Raw genomic sequence first — 18346 nt, 5'->3', positions numbered from 1 at the left:
TGTTTGTTTAGACGCGACTTTAGTCGTCGGGCTTAAGACTGAAGCTGCACTTTATCAGGCGAAACCAGCAGGACGCGCTCAAATTAAAAATGAAGAATGCCCCATTTTTAATTCTTTTTAACGACTCAGGGCGCGGATGAATCGTTGTAAATTGGTAAACAATCCAGATTTTTTGGGTGCTGGGGTGTCGCTGGTGCTAGTGCTGGTGCCTGTAGCCTGAGCGATAATTTGATCGAGTTCTTCCCCGACTGGTCTTTCGGAGACTTCAGCAATCAGCTTGTAATCGTCGCTAGTTTCCAGCCAGACTTGCCAAGATTCAGGATAGCAGCGAAGTAGGGCAGCACCTTCTAGGGATCGCAGGTAGTAGCAAGACTCCAGGGAGACGAGGAAGCGATCGCGCAATTGTCGTGCTGCATAGCCAATCCCCACGATAGAGGGATCTTCTAAGCGGGGGTTGAGCATGACAACGGGACGATCTCCGGCGTATTCGCACAGCTTCTCGACTTGCAGGACTTCTACCGAGGAAGGCTCAACCAACAATATAATCTTGTCTTCTGGCTGAATTTTATCTTCTAGGGAGCTTTTGCTGGTGCCAATATCTTGTATTTTAAAAGGCACCTCTGGCCAGTCGCGACGAGCCAGAGCAGCTGCACCAGCGTCAGGGAAGAAAACTTTTAGCCCAGAACCTATGTCTTCAAAAACTGGGATAAATTGCCAAGCTACAGGCATAATTTTGAGTTCTGGGAAGACTAACTCAACTTTTAGCCTGGTGTAACCATTTGCGATCGCGGCTTTGGTAGCTTCGCGGGATTGGGCGATCGCTTCTTCTAGAGTTTTGGGAAGTTCTGCCATAGTCAATCGGAATTGCGTTTTAACTTCTTAAGGTTAGGTTAAGTAGCGTCGGTTTAGGGTCTGATATTATAGCGATCGCTTCTTGCTTTCAACCACGATTCTAAGTCGAAGCCCGTAGCCTGACGCAGGTAGTCGTAAGTCTCACTACCTACTCTTAGTGTCCAACCGCCCATCCTGCAAGCATTGATAGCTTGTGGCAAACTATCATTTCTGAGTATCAGGAATACTGGGTTATACCCCATTTGACGCAATCTAGTTGCGTATTGTCTGAACTTCTTCAACGTTCCTGAATCTCCAGAACCAATCCTATATTTTGTATCAATCGCATCCAGTCCAACCACAAGATCGCAAAGCTCATCTTGTCCTTCTCGAATTGCCGTACCAAAATTATCACAAGTTTGTCTGCACAGCTGAATTACGATACGTTCCCAACACTTGCCCAACTCTCTACCCCAATACTGTTTATTTTCAGCTTTAATTGCTTGAGTTAAGCCAAACACTAGCATCAAATCGTCTTCTTCTAAAGATTCTTCAATGAACAATTTTGCTGCAAAAGACAGGCTGTACTGTTGTATTATCCTCTCTAACGAATTCTGAATTTCATTAGTGTTCATAAGGTTGGTTTTGCCAAAATTACCGTTGTGTCGTGTTTGATGGTTCCAGCCCAGTCTACATTTCTAGGAAGATTCAGCCTGCGATTTTTTAATAGCAGATGAAAATGAAATTCCTCTCTAAAACCCACTTCACAGGCTAACTCTGTTAAAATCGAAGCTACTGGAATATCCACTCCACAAATCCGGCTAACATCACCTATTGAAAAGCAGTAATATCCCCGCGAATGTAGATGGGAAAAACAGCTTTCAAAGTGTTTTCTCATATCGATAAAGTATTTGTAAACTACTCGCGCCCTCAGTTCATTCTGTCCTCGCGTTGCTTTATACTTTCTACCTGTGTAGATATCTTCTATTAAACTGTCAAGACGCTGATTCCCAGTTTCGCCAAGTTCCTTACATTCTTCTCTTGGTATTCTTTCTGTACCAATCTCTCTAGAGTATAAATTCAATCTATCTTCGTCACTTTTAACCATTCCTAACCAATGAAGCTCAAATTTTGCTGCCCACACATAATCTATGGCGTTGATGTAAGGAGGCGAGGTTATAATTGCATCACATTTAAAACTGCCTGTTATATTCTTGGCATCCTGTAAATCTAACTCTTGAGAATTATCCAGCACTTTTTGATAAACAGCATTCCATTCAACAACTGCATCAATGGCTTTCTCAACATAGTGTTGAAAGTATCTAAAAACATCAGAGCGATCGCGTTGTGGTATCTCCTCAATGTGAGAACGTCGAGCCGCCAGCAGCATCCCATCGTTCATATCTGATGTTTTTCGGACGGTGGACGCAAATGCCAGCCAAAGCAAGGGCTGAATCCTTGTTTCAGCTTTCAGAATATGCTCTTTTAGGATTTCAAGACCCTCTTGCACTGGCTTTTGAAACCAGAAATCTTTATTAGCAAATTTTACAGTTTCAGGTACTTTAAAAGTACCTTTAGCATCGGAAATTATTTTTGATGTTTCCTCTAAAACTTTTGTAGGTGAAAAATTAGTTGTTTTGACGCGGCAAATTAAGCGGCTGAGAGGATTATAGTCTAGCCAATAAACGGACGAGCCATGTTTTAAAGCTTCAATTATCGTAGTGCCAGAACCCGCGAATGGCTCTAGTACAGTTACAGGCATGGTGGCATACTTCTGCAAAAACCAGCGGGGAATTTCTGGAATGGTTTTTGCTGGTTGAAAACCAAGGGAGTTAATTTTTAGAGGAGGCTTTCTCGTAACAGAAATAAATGTTCCTTCAGTTATGTCAAGCGGAATATCTCCTTCAATGTGTAGGTAGGAATTTGAAGGTTGTTCTATTGTGAATGCCATAGGTAATTTTCAATTTATGATATGTTTCATTTAACACTTAGCTAAGGCTAAGGGCATCAATCTTTCCAAAACTTGCTTTAGCACCATCGCCGCCCAGTCTACCTCAGCTTCGGTGGTATCGCGTCCCAGAGTGAGCCGAATTCCTCCTAAAGCAGCTGCATCGCTGTAGCCCATTGCCAGCAGCACGGGGCTAGGGCTGAGTTTACCGCTGTTACAGGCTGCGCCAGCACTGATGGCAATTCCAGCGAGGTTCATCTGGCGCACGAGGGTCTTTCCGGTGATTCCCCCAGTGACGGTGAAGCTGACGTGATGGGGTAGGCGATGCAGTCTGTCGCCAGTGGGTATGAGGTGGGGGCTGTCAGATAAGAGGGAGAAGAGGCGATCGCGTAATTTTACCAATCTTGATGTTTCCGTTGCCAATTCTTGCGCTGCCAGTTCTGCTGCCACACCAAAACCAGCAATAATTGGTACAGCCTGCGTCCCGGAACGCAACTTTAATTCTTGTCCGCCACCCCACAACAAAGGTACTAACTCCACACCAGGACGCACATAAAGCGCCCCAACACCTTGAGGGCCATAAATTTTATGGCTGGAGAGAGATAGCATATCCACGGGTAGCTGCTGCACATCTATGGGCAACCGTCCAGCCACCTGCACAGCATCGGTGTGGAACAGAACGCCTTGGGAACGGGCAATTTGTGAAAGTTCTGCAATCGGTTGTAGCGTACCAACTTCGCTTTGACCGTAAATTACTGAAACCAAGACTGTATTGGGTTGTAGCGCTAATTCTAAATCTCTGGGATTCACTCTGCCTTTAGTATCCACTGGCAAGCGCGTCACCTCCCAACCCCATAATTCCAGTAACCGCGCTGGTTCTGCCACAGCTGAATGCTCAATGCTGGAGATAATCATATGCTGAGGCGATCTATAGCTGCGGGCAACCCCCATAATTGCCAAATTGTCTGCCTCAGTGCCGCCAGAAGTGAAGATAATCGACTCTGAGGAAGGTGCGTTAATTAATCCCGCAACCTGCATTCTTGCTTGTTCTAGTTCGGTTGCTGCCCGTTGTCCCCACTCATGCAAGCTAGAAGGATTCCCCCAATGTTGGGTAAGAACTTGCTGCATGGTAGCGATCGCCTCCGGGCGAGTGGGCGTGGTGGCACTATAATCCAGGTAAACTTGCATGGTTGCTCAAGCGACAGGCTTCCTACACTTTCAGCATATAGCGCCAAAAGCCTGAACAACGAACAGTTAACCAGACTCTATCCGCCCGGTTTGCAGACGTTATATTCTTCGTGGGACATAACTTCTTCCGGTACCAGTCTGCTACCGCAGTCGCGGCAAATCATCCGGTAGTCGCGGCTTAAGGGAATACTGATGATTGTGCGGTTGTGGCGTAGCCGCTTTCCCTTAAATTCTGTATAGTTCCGGGTATTTTCCAATCTAGCAATGATGGTACGCGCCTTTACCACCAAATGAGCTGGAAGGTGTCTCAAATCAATGGGGTCGTTGGCGAAGGTTTCCTCCCACTGCTGTTTTTCCTGTTTTTTTTGAACCCAAGTGGCGCGTTCAGAGGCGCACCGATGACAGATTTGCCCATAGCCCTTGTGACCGCACGGAAAAGTCTTTTTTCTTGTTGTCATAAAAAAATAGTGGCGTGGCTTTTGGCACCCCACCCCCACAATGCTGCTACCCTGTGGAAACTCTCCGCCGTGAAGGCGGTTGGACAAAATATGAATTTTATCCGCTTGCAGTTTATGTTAATGCAAGAAGGGCGAGTTTCTGAGAACGGTTTTCGTTTTTTGGGTCAAAAAGTTATGAAACCTTTTAATAGGTGAGTTTATTGTGTGGGTGGATGAGCGAAAATTATGTTTTCACGACGTAATAAAACTGCGGCCTGTTAGCCAACATCTCACCGTGAATCTCTTTTCCCTGACTAAAATCCGTTTGGGGTGTGTATTCCTCCTCTCGCTGACTCTCGCCGCGTGTGGGCGGGTGCAGTCGCAAAATCCCATCCTTAAGCCCCTGCCTCAAGATCCGTTTGTTCAGGTATACTTCAACCACGCGGCTACATCAGAATACATTGAGCCTTACCGACTGCAAAAACGACCGGGAGATGACTTAGAGCATCATATTGTGGATGCGATCGCTTCTGCTAAATCCACAGTCGATGTAGCGGTACAGGAGTTGCGCTTACCTAAAATTGCCTCTGCGTTGGTGGAACGCAAGCAGGCGGGCGTGAAAGTGCGGGTGATTTTGGAAAATATCTACAGTCGCCCTTTGAGTAGTTTTACCGCTGCTGAGGTGGCGAAACTACCGCCAAGAGAACGCCAACGTTATAACGAGTTTCGCCAGCTAGTAGACCGAAACGCCGATAATCAACTCACGAGTGCGGAAATTAATCAAGGAGATGCCTTGGTAATTTTACGCAACGCTGGTATTCCCATCATTGATGATACTGCTGACGGTTCCAAAGGCAGCAACCTGATGCACCACAAATTTGTCGTTGTTGATGGCACAAATGTAATTGTTACTTCAGCAAATTTCACTTCTAGCGACATTCATGGAGATTTTTCCGCACCTAGCAGTTTGGGAAATGCTAATAACTTACTAAAAATTGATAGTCCTGAAGTGGCATCCATTTTTACCCAAGAGTTTAACTTAATGTGGGGAGATGGGCCAGGAGGCAAACCTGATAGTAAGTTTGGTGTCAAAAAGACATTTCGACCAGCGCAACAAGTCAACCTTTTAGATACTACTGTCACCGTCCAGTTTTCTCCAACCTCCACTACACAACCTTGGACTCAAAGTAGTAATGGCTTAATTGGCAAAACCTTAAATACATCTGCTCAATCTGTTGATCTGGCTTTGTTTGTTTTTTCAGATCAGCGTCTGGTTAATATTTTGCAAGCCGACCATCAAAAAGGCGTGCAGATCCGCGCTTTAATTGACCCAGATTTTATCTATCGTCCCTACAGCGAAGCTTTAGATATGATGGGGGTTGCTTTGAGTAATTCTTGCAAGTACGAAGCCGAGAATCGCCCTTGGCAAGAGCCAATTAAAACTGTTGGCGTACCACTGCTACCGAAGGGAGATTTATTGCATCATAAATTCGGGGTTGTGGATGGAAAAGCTGTAATTACAGGTTCTCACAATTGGTCAGATGCTGCAAATACTGGCAATGATGAGACGGTTTTGGTAATTCAAAGCCAGACGGTTGCGGCTCATTACAATCGCGAGTTTGAGCGTCTTTATGCTAATGCACTGTTGGGTGTTCCTGATAGGATTTTACAAAAAATAAATGCTCAGGAAAAACAATGTCGTCCGGTAAAAAATGCTTCAGGAGCGCAACCCATTGTAACTCCTTCTCCCCTCTCCCAAAACGGGAGAGGAGTTGGAGGTGAGGGAAAGACTGGAATGATTCCAGCTTCTAAAATATCTGAAAAAAGCAAAAATCAAATTTCTCAAAAAGTCAACCTCAATAGGGCAAGTAAAGAAGAAATAGAGGCTTTGCCGGGTGTTGGGCCAAAGCTAGCTGGGCGGATTATTGAGGCGCGTCAGCAGAAACCTTTTACATCGTTACAAGATTTGGATCGAGTGCCAGGAGTTGGCCCAAGTTTGTTGGAAAAATTACGCGATCGCGTCACTTGGTAAGTAAGGATTTAAGGGGATGTTAGTTCCAAGCCCTGAAGAAGAGGCAGCTAAACAACAACGAGCTGAACGTTTAGCTGAACAATTACGTGTAATGGGAATTAATCCTGAGATTGACACATGAATGAGACTACAGTGCTATTTCGTCCGGTTGGACAAAAAGAGATGGTATTTGATCGCAGAAAGCGGCTACACTGCGTTTCCGCCTCGACTTCCCTATCAACCAATCTTTTATCCGGTACTAACGGAGGCGTATGCTGTGCAAATTGCTAGAGATTGGAACACCAAAGACGCAGCTTCTGGCTATGTTGGCTAAGTCACCATTCAGGTGAAAACGGAATTTATGGCGCGGTACGAGGTGCAGACTGTAGGGAGTTCTCAACATCAGGAGTATTGGATACCTGCTAAGGATTTGCCCCAGTTCAACAGTAATATTGTGGGTAAGATAGAAGCGATCGCAGAGTTTCGACCGGAACAGGGGAGTCAAGAATGAGCGGCGCATTTACTCTCCTTCAAAAAGACGAAATCGCCATTCGTCGAATGTGAGACGGCTGACACAATTAGATGAACTCCAGAGGGGAAATATTTAGATCGCTGGCTGATGGCTATAGAACGGCAGAATCAGTAGACTGAAAGTAGTTGCCCAGCTAGAAGTGTCCGCGCATCCAACTATGACCCAGCAACCTGCACGTATTTGTATACTCGGTGGCGGCTTTGGTGGTCTTTATACCGCTCTGCGCTTGAGCGAACTGCCGTGGGAAAGGTCGGAACGTCCCGAAATTGTCTTAGTCGATCGGGATGACCGCTTTTTGTTCACGCCCCTACTGTATGAACTGCTTACCGGGGAACTGCAAACCTGGGAAATTGCCCCGCCGTTTCAAGAAATTCTGGCTAACACGGGTATACGCTTCTGTCAGGGTGTCGTGGCTGGAATTGATATCGAGGAACATCTAGTACATTTGCACGATGGTCAAGATTTTGCCTACGATCGCTTGGTCTTGGCGTTGGGTGGGGAAACTCTCCTAGACATGGTACCGGGAGCTGCTGAGTATGCTTTTGGTTTCCGCACTATGGCTGATGCCTATCGTCTGGAAGAACGCCTGAGAATTTTGGAAGAGTCGGAAGCTGATAAGATTCGCATAGCGATCGCGGGTGCTGGTTACTGCGGGGTAGAGTTGGCTTGTAAGTTGGCTGACCGTCTTGGCGATCGCGGTAGGATACGCTTGATTGAACTAAGCGATATGATTCTGCGAACTTCAACCGACTTTAACCGGGATGCAGCGCGGAAAGCTTTGGAAGACCGAGGTGTTTGGATTGATTTGGATACGTCGGTTGAGTCGATGTCACCGACGACAATCTCGCTGGTGTATAAAGGACAGGTAGACCCGATTCCGGTGGATTTGGTGCTGTGGACGGTGGGAGTGGGCATGGCGGATGCGGTGCGAAGCCTCCCTGTCAAACAAAATCAACGCGGTCAATTGACTACTACGCCGACTCTGCAACTGGTTGACCATCCAGATATCTTTGCTCTCGGCGACCTTGCCGATTGTCACGATGTCACGGGACAAGCTATCCCCGCAACAGCTCAGTCTGCGTTCCAGCAGTCTGATTTTGCCGCCTGGAATATTTGGGCATCGCTGAGCGGTCGTCCTTTGCTTCCCTTCCGCTATCAGCAATTAGGGGAGATGATGACGTTGGGAACCGATAACGCCACGCTGACAGGTTTGGGAATCAAACTGGATGGTACTCCGGCTTACATTCTCCGCCGTCTTGCCTATCTGTATCGGATGCCATCACTAAATCATCAGCTGAAAGTCGGTTTGAATTGGATTACTCAACCTTTGGTTGATTTTTTGTCTAAGTAGCTTTCACCAACTACCAAGCCCCGGTTGGATGTTCACAAGCAAGGTGGTTTCATACAATCCAAGAAAATATAGAAAATTGCGACGTTTTGTAGGGACATGGCATTGCCATGTCCCTACAAATGTATCCTAGCAAGCCTTGAATTGTTATAGTTATCAGGTGGGTATTAACCACCACATTTTGCCTTGCTTATTAATCAGCAAAAAATGCTTAAATTTTCTAAGAAAATTAGTTATTGCTTTTATAGCCCGCATTTTTTATAGGGTTGTATTTAGCGGTATTTCCTAAGCTGTTTTTAGTTATTATAGGCTTTGGGTTATTGTTTATTTTTATATTAATTAAATTAGAAGCAATAAAGAACAAAAAGTTTATTTAAGTACAATTATAATTATTCGATATTTGAAACTCGGATAAAATAGATGATTGATAAAAATGTCATCCTTTACTCTTGGTTTTGGCTGAATCGCCTAGAGCATTTTGATTGACTATTTGCCAAGTTATCAAAATACCTGGAGAAGCTTTAACTGGTGGCAAAATCTAATTTTTATCATCGGGTGCGTTTGTTTACTCGGAAACCTCAATGAGTTTGCCTTAATATCTTGCGATCGCGCTATGGCTTCATTCTGAATAGGCAGTTTAGAGCTTCCTCTTGGGATACGCTCGATGAGATGATAATGAATATACTGGGTGGTGTTGTAGGGTTTGCAATCTAGAGATGGAACACGAAAATAGCCGGAAGCGTCCCAAAGTGATTTTTGTCGATGCTGTTGGCACTATGTTTGGGGTGCGGGGTAGTATAGGCGAGGTGTATGGCACGATCGCGCGTCGGTTTGGTGTGGAAGCGTCGCCAGAAGACTTGCAAAAAGCATTCTATGAGAGTTTTAAAGCTTCGCCGCCGCCAGTGTTTCCAGGTACAGAACCCCAAAAAATTCCCGATTGCGAGTCTGATTGGTGGCGTGCGATCGCGCTTTCCACTTTTCACAAAGCAGGTGTTCTCGAAAAGTTTTCCAATTTCGCCAGTTTTTTTGACGAACTCTACAACCACTTTTCCACCCCTGAACCTTGGTTTGTTTATTCAGATGTCCCTACATCCTTGGAAAAGTGGCGCAACATGGGAATTGAACTGGGTGTGGTGTCAAATTTCGATTCTCGGATTTATTCGGTTTTGCAATCTTTAAATTTGATACAATATTTCACTTCCGTAACTATTTGCTCTGAGGTTGGTGCTGCTAAACCCGATCCAAAGATTTTCGCCGTCGCGTTGCAAAAACATCAGGCAAAAGCTGAGGACGTATGGCACATTGGCGACAGTCATCAGGAAGATTATCAGGGAGCAAAAGCTGCGGGACTGAAGGGTATTTTGTTGAAACGGACAGAGTAAATACCTGGCGCATAATGTGAACAAACCGCAGATTTCAATGATGTCATATTTTTGAAGAAAAATACATTTAAAATAAGTAAATTTAAAGAGTTAGCCAACACAATTTAAGGTTTTCACGATAGCCATTTAAACCACCGCTGGTTCTAACATCCTAATAGTCCCAGCAGTGGCATCAATCTCCACATCTAAACCAATAGGAAGCGTAACTATCGGTTCAATGTGACCAATCATCGCGCCGTACCAAGAGGGAATTCCTAATGGTTGAATATGATCCCAAACTACTTCTTCAAGGGTGAGAGAACCATAATCAGCATCAGGGGAACATCCTTTACATTGCCCGAAAATAAAACCAGCTAATTTACTAAATACTCCGGCAATTTTTAGGTGAGTCATCAAGCGGTCGATACGGTAAATATTTTCATTAATTTCTTCTAAAAATAAGATAGCACCGTTTAAATCGGGCATATAAGGAGAACCTACAATTCCAGAAAAAACTGAAAGGTTGCCGCCAATGAGCTTGCCTTGCGCTCGACCGGGTGTTATAGTTTGTTGGCGATATTTTAGCTGCATCAATCGATTTTCATCGCCGTCATCTTTTAGGTTTTGAAAAGTCACGCTTTCGGCAGATTCTAAAACGCGGCGGAAAGAATCAGTTTGTTTTGTTCGCCAAGATGTCAAACCGTTGGGGCCGTGAAATGTAACTAAGTTAGTTTTAGCATTAATTCCCAAAATTAACGCTGTAATATCGCTGAAACCGACAATAATTTTGGGATTTTTGCGGATGAGTTCGTAATCTAAATATGGTAGTATCCGACTGCAACCCCAGCCGCCACGCATCGGGAGAATAGCTGTTACTTTCGGGTCAGCAAAAAACTGATTGATGTCTGCGGCGCGGTCTTTATCTTTGCCTCCTAAATAACCATATCTGTCGAGGATATGGGGAGCAAGTTTGGGAACCATTCCCAGTCCCCGCACTACATCTATGACGATATCGAGTTCTTCCCGGAGAAATGTTGCACTAGCGGGACTGACAATTCCCACAATAGAACCGGGTTTTAAACGGGCGGGTTTTAAAATTGGGGGAGTTGCGGCTTTTCCTGATTTTAAGGGAGAAGCTATGAGGGTAGCGATCGCGCTTTTGGCAACTGTTTCGATAAACTGACGGCGGCTGCTCATGCGGGTATAATTTTCGTGGTAGTGGTAAACAGGTAGTGATATTCAATGCTCAAAGCCTTGTACGGTAAGGGGTGAAAGTGGATTTATCACTACTTCTATACCACTACCATTTTCGTTACCGGGCAGGAATGTAATAGCATTTTGGATGAAAAATTAATAGCGATCACCCAAAATCATACCTGCAAACATAAATTTTAAAAGCAATAGCGCCTTACGAGACTTTATATTTAAGCTGATAGACGTATTTTTTGCCTTGGTAGCGATCGCTATTTATACCAAGTTCTCTTGCTGCTGGGACTAGGAGTTTTAGTTGCGATCGCTTTCTCTGTAGCAGGCGCAGACTCTCCTACCCAAAAATGCGTAAATCTTACTAAAACACCCTTTAAAGGTAATTAATTCCTTCATTTGTTTATTTTATATAATTTCACTTTATATCCGCAACAGATCCATTTATTGCCAATATAAAGTGAAATTATATGATGGAAACAAGAGAATTGCGTTTAAATATTAACTTTTCGGCGGTGCAGGAGGAGGACAAGTTTTATTAGAAAAATCGCACTGATAGATGGTAGGTTTTTGCCAGCTTAAAGGAATTTCTAGCAAGTCTCGCGTCCCGGTCATACCTTGTCCTAGAAATAATAAAAGTGCGATGCAGTTCAAAATGATGTGAACATTGCGCCAGCGATTTGATTTGTCTTTATAGATATCCTCAATAATTGCTAACGAGAAAATCATCAACATTGCAGCTGCAATGCCGATGTAATAGTGCGACCAGTACCACTCATTATCTCGCCGGAAAACGCCTTCTTGGAACCCCAAAATAACTAAACCTGCACCTGTTAAAGTAGCAAAAACTCCTCGCCAAAGTGGCCCTCTGGCTTTGTATAAAAATACTAACGAGGCAATAGTAGCTGTAAACATTAGTACGATGAAAACAACTTGAAAAGGGTTTTTGCTTCCAATATTATCCTTCAAAATATGCCCAAAAATTGGATAAGCAAGTCCTATCAAGGCAACTCCAACGACCGCAGCCGAAAGCCATTTCCCGATTTGAACGTGTTCTTTACCAACAACTGGAGAAATTTTGCTTTTTCCTTCTTTATTTTGCAAACGGCGTTGACGAGTTTGCCAAGCGAGGTGAACGACAATGCCAATCAGCGGGAAGACGAATGTAACTGCGATCGCGGGATGAATTAAAGCTGTCCAATCTGCAATTTCCATAACAACCTTAGTATGGGTTAATTCACTAGCTACCTAACGGAGCAAAACCAAACGTGGCATTAAATTGGCGACACCAAATTGCAACTGAGCCAAAGTCTGCCACATTTACACCAGCAGGAATAGCATAGCGTTGCGTACCGCTTACTTTCTGCAAACGACTGATACTCACATAATCTTTCTCTTTAATGCCATAAGTTGGTGGCTTCTCTGAACGATGCAGGATCACAAATAAATCTGGGCCATTGTCAGTTTTGAAAGCTTCATCCAACTCCACATAACGTTTCCCGTTTTCTGTCACCAAGCGCACCATTCCCTTAGTGGGATGTTCTGCTGCCTGAAAGGTTCCAGACTGTGTAGGTGTCTGTGCTAGGGATGTCGCCACGGGGTTTGCTGATTGCTCAGCCTGAACATTAGGCTGATTGGAGTTGACTTCTTTGGCACAAGCAACGGTCAAAAGTGTTACTGCACAAAGTACTGCTAGATAGTTTAATTTCATGGAAGCATTCTCAAAATCATCCTACTAACACTCTAAAGGTCTGTGGCAGCTATAAAATGAATTTTGGCTGAGAACTTGATTAGAAAAGGCTGATACCTTTCCAGACTTGTTTTAATATTAAAATCTTGTTGTTTTAAATTGCCGTCAAATTTTATGATTTTTTTATGAAGTTCTCATTTTTATGTTTTATACGTACAATAGGTTTATAAGATATTAAGGACACTGGACTAACCATTTTAATTTACTAATTATCAGTTTTGGCTTTTTTGAAGGTTGCATTTATCAATTTTTCATATAAAATTATGCAAAGGTTAGCCGCCAAGACATCAAACTTACTAAAGCGTATTCCCGGATACATCTATCTTTGGATAGCCATAATTATCTTTGGAGCTTCTAACTCCATTACCCGGCGGCTGACGGAAATTGGTTCTCAAAACTTTATTGATGGCAGAAACCCAGTTTCTTTTTGCAATATTCTATTCGTCGGAAATATTTGCGCTTTACTGGTTCTGATTTTAGCCTATCGCCGACAGTGGAATATTCCCTCCTTAAGACAGCTCTCCTGGAAAGATTGGCTTAGTCTGATAGCAGTGGCGATTTTGTCTGGAACACTGGCTCCAGGTTTAACTTTTGAAGCTCTTTCTCGGACGATGGTTACTAATGTCATTTTAGTCGGACGAATCGAGCCACCTCTGGTTTTAGCTTTATCCATTTGGTTTCTCAAGGAACGAGTTAATTTTTGGCAAATTGCGGGTGCGGTTGTTTCCTTAGCTGGAGTCATCTTGATTATGTTGCTTCAGCATTCACGGGAAAACATGATAAATATGGGAGGTTTCGTTAGTGTAGGAACTGGTGAGATTTTTGCGGCAGCCGGAGCCGTGGCTTTAGCTATTTCTACAATTATTAGTAAATTTCGAGTTGGCCAGATACCACTGGGAATTTATACCGTATTTCGTACAGCTTTGGGATCGATAGTATTTTTCTTTGCTGCTTTGTATTTCTATGGAAGTAATCATTTTATGGATGTATTCTCACCTTTCTTGTGGCAGTGGATGTTAGTTTATGGAGCGGTTATAGTTGCGGTGGGTCAATCATCCTGGTTTACTGGTTTAAAAACTACTACGGTATCTGAAGCTTCGTTAGCTAGCTCTTTTACTCCAATTGTCGGTATTGTGGCGGCTTATTTAGTTTTGGGCGAAGTACCTACTTTGGCTCAATGTATTGGAGGAAGCGTCATTTTAGGGGGTATCTTTCTGAGTCAAATTGGGGTGCGGCGCATCTTGCGCCGACAAGAGGAAACTGCACATACTAGCAGCAACTCTAAAGAAATGGATATAAGAATAGGGTTTAAAGGAATCTAGCCTAACCGTTACTACGTAGTTAATTCAGGAACAGCATTAGCATCAGTTTTGACGGATTTTAAATTTGATTGCTGAGTGATGGCTTTAGGGAAGTAAGAGAAATGACGACTTCACAGATTAATAAGCAAATGTCAAAGCGTCGTATTCTGAAGCGCGTGTTTCGGCTTCGGGTTGCAACGCTGATCATGGTGGGGATTGTTGCTTTTGCGGGCGCGATCGCTGCGGCGTGGTTTGCTGGTGAAGGGACGATTAGTTACCTGTTTGCCGAACTACAAAAATGGCAGGAAAAACCGCCGATGTGGGTGGAAGCGCCAATGGTTGCTGGCAAATATCTGCTAGTTCCCACGATTGCTTTGCTGCTTACTGTCTTGGCGGTGATGAAAATTTCCCCGCTACCTAACGCCAAATCGCGGTTTTTTGTGGTGGGAATTTTGCTGGGGCTGACGGGTCGCTATATTGTCTGGCGATCGCTTTCTACTCTGAATCTTGCCGACCCCCTAAATGGTGTGTTCAGCCTGGGGTTATTTGGCATGGAGATGTTAATGCTGGCTAGTAGCATTATTCAGTTATTTTTGATGCTAAATGTGAAAGACCGAAGGAAAGAAGCTGACCAGCTTTCTAAGAATGTCTTTAACGGCACTTTTACACCATTTGTAGATATTTTTATTCCCACTTACAATGAATCAGTTTTTATTTTACGCCGCACAATTATAGGGTGTCAAGCTTTAGATTATGCCAACAAAAAGATTTATTTGCTCGATGATACTAAGCGCCTAGAAATGCAACAATTGGCTGAAGAACTGGGATGCGAGTATAAAACAAGACCAGATAATAATCATGCTAAAGCGGGAAATCTCAATCATGCCTTTCCTCAAACCAAAGCCGAACTAATTGTTGTATTTGATGCTGATTTTATTCCCACTAAAAACTTTCTTACCCGCACGGTAGGCTTCTTTCAAGATGAAAAAGTCGCCCTCGTACAGACCCCTCAAAGCTTTTATAACTCTGATCCAATTGCCCATAATTTAGGCTTAGAGCACGTTTTAACACCAGAAGAAGAAGTTTTTTATCGGCAAATTCAGCCAATTCGGGATGCAGCAGGCAGCGTAATTTGTTCTGGTACTTCTTTTATTGTCAGACGCAGCGCTTTGGAAGAAGCTGGTGGTTTTGTAACAGATTCTCTCAGTGAAGATTACTTTACAGGAATTCGTTTATCTGCCCAAGGCTACCGATTAATTTATTTAGATGAAAAACTGAGTGCCGGATTAGCCGCAGAAAATATTGCTGCTCATGCTACCCAGAGACTGCGATGGGCGCGGGGTACTTTACAAGGATTTTTTATTGAGTCGAATCCGTTAACAATTCCCGGACTAAGCCCGTTACAAAGGCTGGCTCATTCAGAAGGATTGCTGCATTGGTTCACCAGTTGGGCGCGGGTTTATTTTCTGTTGATGCCGTTAGCATATTCATTTTTAGGCGTTATTCCCATCCGAGCTACAGCTGCTGAATTGTTGTATTTCTTTGTACCTTACTATGTAGTGCAACTGTCTGTTTTCTCCTGGCTAAATTACCGTTCGCGCTCAGCTTTGTTATCGGATATTTATACTTTAGTGCTGTGTTTTCCCCTAGCACTGACTGTATTTCAAGTAATGCTAAATCCCTTCTCAAAAGGCTTTAAAGTAACGCCAAAAGGGATATCACGCGACCGCTATGCTTTCAACTGGCGTTTAGCATGGCCTTTGATTATCTTATTCCTAGTAACATCTGTCAGCTTGTGGCGGAATTTGGGAATGTGCATGATGACTTATGGCGCAACCGAGGTATACAAAGGTATTAACTTGGGTTGGGTTTGGAGTGGTTATAACTTGCTGATGATTGGCATCACGTTGTTAATCTTGCTGGATGTTCCCAAACCCGATTTGTATGAATGGTTTGATTTGCGGCGAGTCGTGCAGATAAATGTGGCAGGGCAGAGTTATTGGGGAATTACCAAGATAATTTCAGAAGCAGGCGCTCAAGTAATTATGACCCAATTGCTACCGATTTTTTCCAATGAACCATTGCCCATAACACTGGCAATTATGGAGGAAGAAATATATCTACAAGGACAAATTATTTCTACTGGTTTTATCGATGAATTTCCTACAGTGCAAGTGACATTTGAGCAGTTGAGTCTCTCTGAACATCGGCGATTAGTAGAAATGTTGTTTTGTCGTCCTGGTCAGTGGAAGCGTCGGGATACCCCCGGTGAAATTAGTTCTCTGTTGCTAATTTTCAAGATTTTGCTGCGACCGCGAGTGTTGTTTGATAGAAATCGAGAAATAAGCGCGATCGCTGTCTCTAAAGTTTAGGGTTTTACGAGTTTCGAGAGCCAGAGAAAATTGTCATTGTAGAGAGGCTCTATTTTTAAATTAGACTCTTTCTTAATTTTCTCCTGAAATTGCTCCGAAAGATTTAATAAAAACACATCGCTAAAACCTTGAGGAATCTTAGGAATATTCATAAAGTCTGGCTGTGTATTACCTGGAACTACCATAAGGCGTACTTTTTCCTCGAATAGATAGCTAAGAGCCAGGGAATTGCCGAAATTAATCCCAAAAGAATTCGTAATTAGAAGAGGAGCCTTTGCTTGATTGACTATTTCCGAAACTTGATAATTGTGATAGCTAACTACTTTATTCCAAGCCGTCTCAGCTTGAGAATTAATTGCACAAAAAACAACACCTGCTGAAATCAGTGCAGCCATCGCTATCTGCCAAAATTTCTGTTCTAAAAACCTAGTCGATGTAATCCCAGTGGCAAGTAGATAAGCAATTGATAGCTGAATCCCCAAATAAAAAGGGATTATATAGCGACTAGAAGTTGAGCGTTGTCCTCCTAAAATTAAATCCGGCAGCACTAAAGCTAAAGTTAAGGTTCCCATCAAAGTTAGTACAAATAACCAAACTTCCTTTTTGGTATTCTTGCAGATAAAATAAATGGAGTATCCAACTAAAATTAGAAAAATAGGTAAGGTTAAATAGGTTAATAGAGTATCAAAGCCAAAGTCGCCTTGGGTTAAAATAAAAGCACGATTAATGTGAACTCCCCACGTTTTTAGCCAAGCTATTAAGGGAATGGGTACAGCCGTCCAGTTTGCTCCTGTTTCCGACCAAGTAGCGATCGCAATTACCAACCAAGGAGAAAACAATAGCACCGCCGTCAGGGATGCCAGTACGAAGGCAGCTACTTTTTTAGTAAAGCGGAAGCCTTCAATTACAATTACATAAATTCCATGTCCGATTCCCACCAATACAGAAAATGGGAATGTATAGATACTTAATGCTAAAGTGGCGGCGTAAATTCCCCATGTCCGAATATGGTGAGTTTTATTTCCATCTTTTGTGGTTAGTCGCAAAGCTCGCAGTAATGTAGCACTTGATAACAAAACCGTCACCGTCCATAGGCTATATTCCCGCGCTTCCTGCGCGTATAAAACATGGAAAGGTGAGACAGCAATTAGAGCGATCGCTACCCATCCCACTAGCGGCGACTCAAATAATTCCAGGCATAGCCAATAGACACAAGGGAATACCAGCAAGCTAAACAGCACTGATAAACTTCTCGTGACTGCTACCGAATTACCAAACAACTGCACCCAAAATCTTACTAATATGTAATAAAGTGGCGGATGCTGAGCATCATCGATTGCCAAAGCTTTAATAGTATCAATTAAGTCTTTTTCAGAATTAGGACGCTGATACTTTTGTAAATCTTCGATGCCAATTACTTGACCATTAAAAAGTTGCTGATTCACTTCTGCACTGGTATAGCCAGAAATTCGCAATGAAGTATAAGCTTCATCGTGCCAATAAACTTTTTTGTCCAGATTAACAAAGCGAAAAAAAACGCCGAGTACCAACACAACGATAAGAAAAAAACCAAACCATGTATTAGGTAGGCTCAAATTTCGCATAAATATTTTCTATTTTGGTCAATCTATCTATTGATAGATATTTTAAAGTAGCAGCATCGCGGTTTCCCAAGTTTAACCCAATCTTGGAATTAGTCAAAAATCATCCAATCGGGTAACTCAGCCGGATGAAGTGCGTTAGTTACTGCCAATCGTACTTTGATAGTTACTCTGATTCGGTACTTTAGTTATGAAAACCTCAGCGGCGTTATTTACTCTAAATAGAATTTGGCAAGGTTTTCTCAGATTCCTGGTTAACGCTTCAGAATTGCGTGTTTGGCAGGTTTCTGATGGTCACGGACATACTTATTGGCGTGCTTACGATCCTGTTAGTGGTCGCTCTAGCTATCGGGAGCATCCCGGTTTTGTAAAACTACTATCAAGAGAGGATAATAGGTAGAGCGTCAACAGAAGTGTGAACTGCATTCGTAGGAGGAGCGGCTATGACCCCTGAACAAAAGGA

18 protein-coding genes are annotated in these 18346 nt (G+C 43.3%); 9 read left to right on the top strand and 9 right to left on the bottom strand.

Annotation, left to right across the window (positions count from 1 at the left end; translation table 11 throughout):
* Positions 1 to 117: 117 nt before the first annotated feature.
* From H6F63_RS11015 to H6F63_RS10995, 5 genes are all read right to left on the bottom strand, one after another.
* Positions 118 to 852: a DUF1995 family protein gene (locus H6F63_RS11015; protein ID WP_190637306.1), complete on the bottom strand. Its 735-nt coding sequence runs from the start codon at positions 850 to 852 to the stop codon at positions 118 to 120.
* Between the two features lie 53 nt (positions 853 to 905).
* On the bottom strand, positions 906 to 1466 hold the full coding sequence (locus tag H6F63_RS11010; protein ID WP_190637304.1) for a restriction endonuclease: 561 nt from the start codon (positions 1464 to 1466) through the stop codon (positions 906 to 908).
* Positions 1463 to 2782 (bottom strand): DNA methylase, encoded by a 1320-nt coding sequence (locus tag H6F63_RS11005; RefSeq protein WP_190637302.1) that lies wholly within the window; start codon positions 2780 to 2782, stop codon positions 1463 to 1465. The genes H6F63_RS11010 and H6F63_RS11005 overlap by 4 nt, the downstream gene beginning before the upstream one ends.
* A gap of 30 nt (positions 2783 to 2812) precedes the next feature.
* Entirely contained in the window at positions 2813 to 3967 is a 1155-nt protein-coding gene (locus H6F63_RS11000; protein ID WP_190637300.1) for a cysteine desulfurase family protein, read from the bottom strand.
* Positions 3968 to 4044: 77 nt separating this feature from the next.
* Positions 4045 to 4425 (bottom strand): hypothetical protein, encoded by a 381-nt coding sequence (locus tag H6F63_RS10995; protein WP_190419140.1) that lies wholly within the window; start codon positions 4423 to 4425, stop codon positions 4045 to 4047.
* Between the two features lie 9 nt (positions 4426 to 4434).
* On the opposite strand from H6F63_RS10995, the gene H6F63_RS10990 reads away from it, so the two are divergent.
* From H6F63_RS10990 to H6F63_RS10970, 6 genes are all read left to right on the top strand, one after another.
* A complete protein-coding gene (locus tag H6F63_RS10990; RefSeq protein WP_190637298.1) occupies positions 4435 to 4620 on the top strand; it encodes a hypothetical protein in 186 nt (61 codons plus the stop codon).
* Between the two features lie 79 nt (positions 4621 to 4699).
* Positions 4700 to 6436 (top strand): phospholipase D-like domain-containing protein, encoded by a 1737-nt coding sequence (locus H6F63_RS10985; RefSeq protein WP_190637295.1) that lies wholly within the window; start codon positions 4700 to 4702, stop codon positions 6434 to 6436.
* Between the two features lie 121 nt (positions 6437 to 6557).
* Positions 6558 to 6749, top strand: a complete 192-nt coding sequence (locus H6F63_RS29345; RefSeq protein ID WP_199297946.1) for a hypothetical protein — start codon at positions 6558 to 6560, stop codon at positions 6747 to 6749.
* A 27-nt stretch (positions 6750 to 6776) separates the two neighbouring features.
* Entirely contained in the window at positions 6777 to 6926 is a 150-nt protein-coding gene (locus H6F63_RS29340; RefSeq protein ID WP_199297945.1) for a hypothetical protein, read from the top strand.
* A gap of 178 nt (positions 6927 to 7104) precedes the next feature.
* Positions 7105 to 8298, top strand: a complete 1194-nt coding sequence (locus H6F63_RS10975) for an NAD(P)/FAD-dependent oxidoreductase (protein WP_190637294.1) — start codon at positions 7105 to 7107, stop codon at positions 8296 to 8298.
* Positions 8299 to 9011: 713 nt separating this feature from the next.
* The gene (locus H6F63_RS10970; protein ID WP_190637291.1) at positions 9012 to 9677 is read left to right on the top strand and encodes an HAD family hydrolase; all 666 of its coding nucleotides are present in this window, start codon (positions 9012 to 9014) and stop codon (positions 9675 to 9677) included.
* A gap of 126 nt (positions 9678 to 9803) precedes the next feature.
* Here the strand turns inward: H6F63_RS10970 and H6F63_RS10965 are convergent, their stop codons facing one another.
* The 3 genes from H6F63_RS10965 to H6F63_RS10955 form a co-directional block, all read right to left on the bottom strand.
* On the bottom strand, positions 9804 to 10853 hold the full coding sequence (locus H6F63_RS10965; RefSeq protein WP_190637290.1) for an LD-carboxypeptidase: 1050 nt from the start codon (positions 10851 to 10853) through the stop codon (positions 9804 to 9806).
* A gap of 507 nt (positions 10854 to 11360) precedes the next feature.
* Positions 11361 to 12074 (bottom strand): DUF4079 domain-containing protein, encoded by a 714-nt coding sequence (locus tag H6F63_RS10960; RefSeq protein ID WP_190637288.1) that lies wholly within the window; start codon positions 12072 to 12074, stop codon positions 11361 to 11363.
* A gap of 25 nt (positions 12075 to 12099) precedes the next feature.
* Positions 12100 to 12570, bottom strand: coding sequence for a DM13 domain-containing protein (locus H6F63_RS10955; protein WP_190637287.1), 471 nt, complete (start codon positions 12568 to 12570; stop codon positions 12100 to 12102).
* A gap of 302 nt (positions 12571 to 12872) precedes the next feature.
* Here H6F63_RS10955 and H6F63_RS10950 point away from each other — a divergent pair, with 302 nt between their 5' ends.
* Both H6F63_RS10950 and H6F63_RS10945 read left to right on the top strand, forming a co-directional pair.
* Positions 12873 to 13931 (top strand): DMT family transporter, encoded by a 1059-nt coding sequence (locus H6F63_RS10950; RefSeq protein WP_190637286.1) that lies wholly within the window; start codon positions 12873 to 12875, stop codon positions 13929 to 13931.
* Positions 13932 to 14032: 101 nt separating this feature from the next.
* On the top strand, positions 14033 to 16282 hold the full coding sequence (locus H6F63_RS10945) for a glycosyltransferase (RefSeq protein ID WP_190637284.1): 2250 nt from the start codon (positions 14033 to 14035) through the stop codon (positions 16280 to 16282).
* Here H6F63_RS10945 and H6F63_RS10940 read toward each other — a convergent pair.
* Positions 16279 to 17886: a glycosyltransferase family 39 protein gene (locus H6F63_RS10940; protein WP_190637282.1), complete on the bottom strand. Its 1608-nt coding sequence runs from the start codon at positions 17884 to 17886 to the stop codon at positions 16279 to 16281. The two genes, H6F63_RS10945 and H6F63_RS10940, sit on opposite strands and share 4 nt — an antisense overlap.
* 187 nt (positions 17887 to 18073) lie before the next feature.
* Between H6F63_RS10940 and H6F63_RS10935 the strand changes: the two genes are divergently transcribed.
* The gene (locus H6F63_RS10935; RefSeq protein ID WP_190637280.1) at positions 18074 to 18283 is read left to right on the top strand and encodes a hypothetical protein; all 210 of its coding nucleotides are present in this window, start codon (positions 18074 to 18076) and stop codon (positions 18281 to 18283) included.
* Positions 18284 to 18346: the final 63 nt, after the last annotated feature.

The organism is Trichocoleus sp. FACHB-40 (assembly GCF_014695915.1).
In the GTDB taxonomy this organism is placed as follows: Bacteria; Cyanobacteriota; Cyanobacteriia; order Cyanobacteriales; family FACHB-T130; genus Funiculus; species Funiculus sociatus.
Note: the sequence above shows the minus strand (reverse complement) of the source record. Positions and strands in the feature narration are given on the sequence as shown.

Excerpts from the sequence above, each read along its gene's own strand:
- H6F63_RS10950 (WP_190637286.1), top strand. The coding sequence starts at position 12,873 with ATGCAAAGGTTAGCCGCCAAGACATCAAACTTACTAAAGCGTATTCCC.
- H6F63_RS10960 (WP_190637288.1), bottom strand. The coding sequence starts at position 12,074 with ATGGAAATTGCAGATTGGACAGCTTTAATTCATCCCGCGATCGCAGTT.
- H6F63_RS11010 (WP_190637304.1), bottom strand. The coding sequence starts at position 1,466 with ATGAACACTAATGAAATTCAGAATTCGTTAGAGAGGATAATACAACAG.
- H6F63_RS11005 (WP_190637302.1), bottom strand. The coding sequence starts at position 2,782 with ATGGCATTCACAATAGAACAACCTTCAAATTCCTACCTACACATTGAA.
- H6F63_RS11015 (WP_190637306.1), bottom strand. The coding sequence starts at position 852 with ATGGCAGAACTTCCCAAAACTCTAGAAGAAGCGATCGCCCAATCCCGC.
- H6F63_RS10975 (WP_190637294.1), top strand. The coding sequence starts at position 7,105 with ATGACCCAGCAACCTGCACGTATTTGTATACTCGGTGGCGGCTTTGGT.
- H6F63_RS11000 (WP_190637300.1), bottom strand. The coding sequence starts at position 3,967 with ATGCAAGTTTACCTGGATTATAGTGCCACCACGCCCACTCGCCCGGAG.
- H6F63_RS29345 (WP_199297946.1), top strand. The coding sequence starts at position 6,558 with ATGAGACTACAGTGCTATTTCGTCCGGTTGGACAAAAAGAGATGGTAT.
- H6F63_RS10965 (WP_190637290.1), bottom strand. The coding sequence starts at position 10,853 with ATGAGCAGCCGCCGTCAGTTTATCGAAACAGTTGCCAAAAGCGCGATC.
- H6F63_RS10970 (WP_190637291.1), top strand. The coding sequence starts at position 9,012 with ATGGAACACGAAAATAGCCGGAAGCGTCCCAAAGTGATTTTTGTCGAT.
- H6F63_RS29340 (WP_199297945.1), top strand. The coding sequence starts at position 6,777 with ATGGCGCGGTACGAGGTGCAGACTGTAGGGAGTTCTCAACATCAGGAG.
- H6F63_RS10940 (WP_190637282.1), bottom strand. The coding sequence starts at position 17,886 with ATGCGAAATTTGAGCCTACCTAATACATGGTTTGGTTTTTTTCTTATC.
- H6F63_RS10995 (WP_190419140.1), bottom strand. The coding sequence starts at position 4,425 with ATGACAACAAGAAAAAAGACTTTTCCGTGCGGTCACAAGGGCTATGGG.
- H6F63_RS10945 (WP_190637284.1), top strand. The coding sequence starts at position 14,033 with ATGACGACTTCACAGATTAATAAGCAAATGTCAAAGCGTCGTATTCTG.
- H6F63_RS10935 (WP_190637280.1), top strand. The coding sequence starts at position 18,074 with ATGAAAACCTCAGCGGCGTTATTTACTCTAAATAGAATTTGGCAAGGT.
- H6F63_RS10955 (WP_190637287.1), bottom strand. The coding sequence starts at position 12,570 with ATGAAATTAAACTATCTAGCAGTACTTTGTGCAGTAACACTTTTGACC.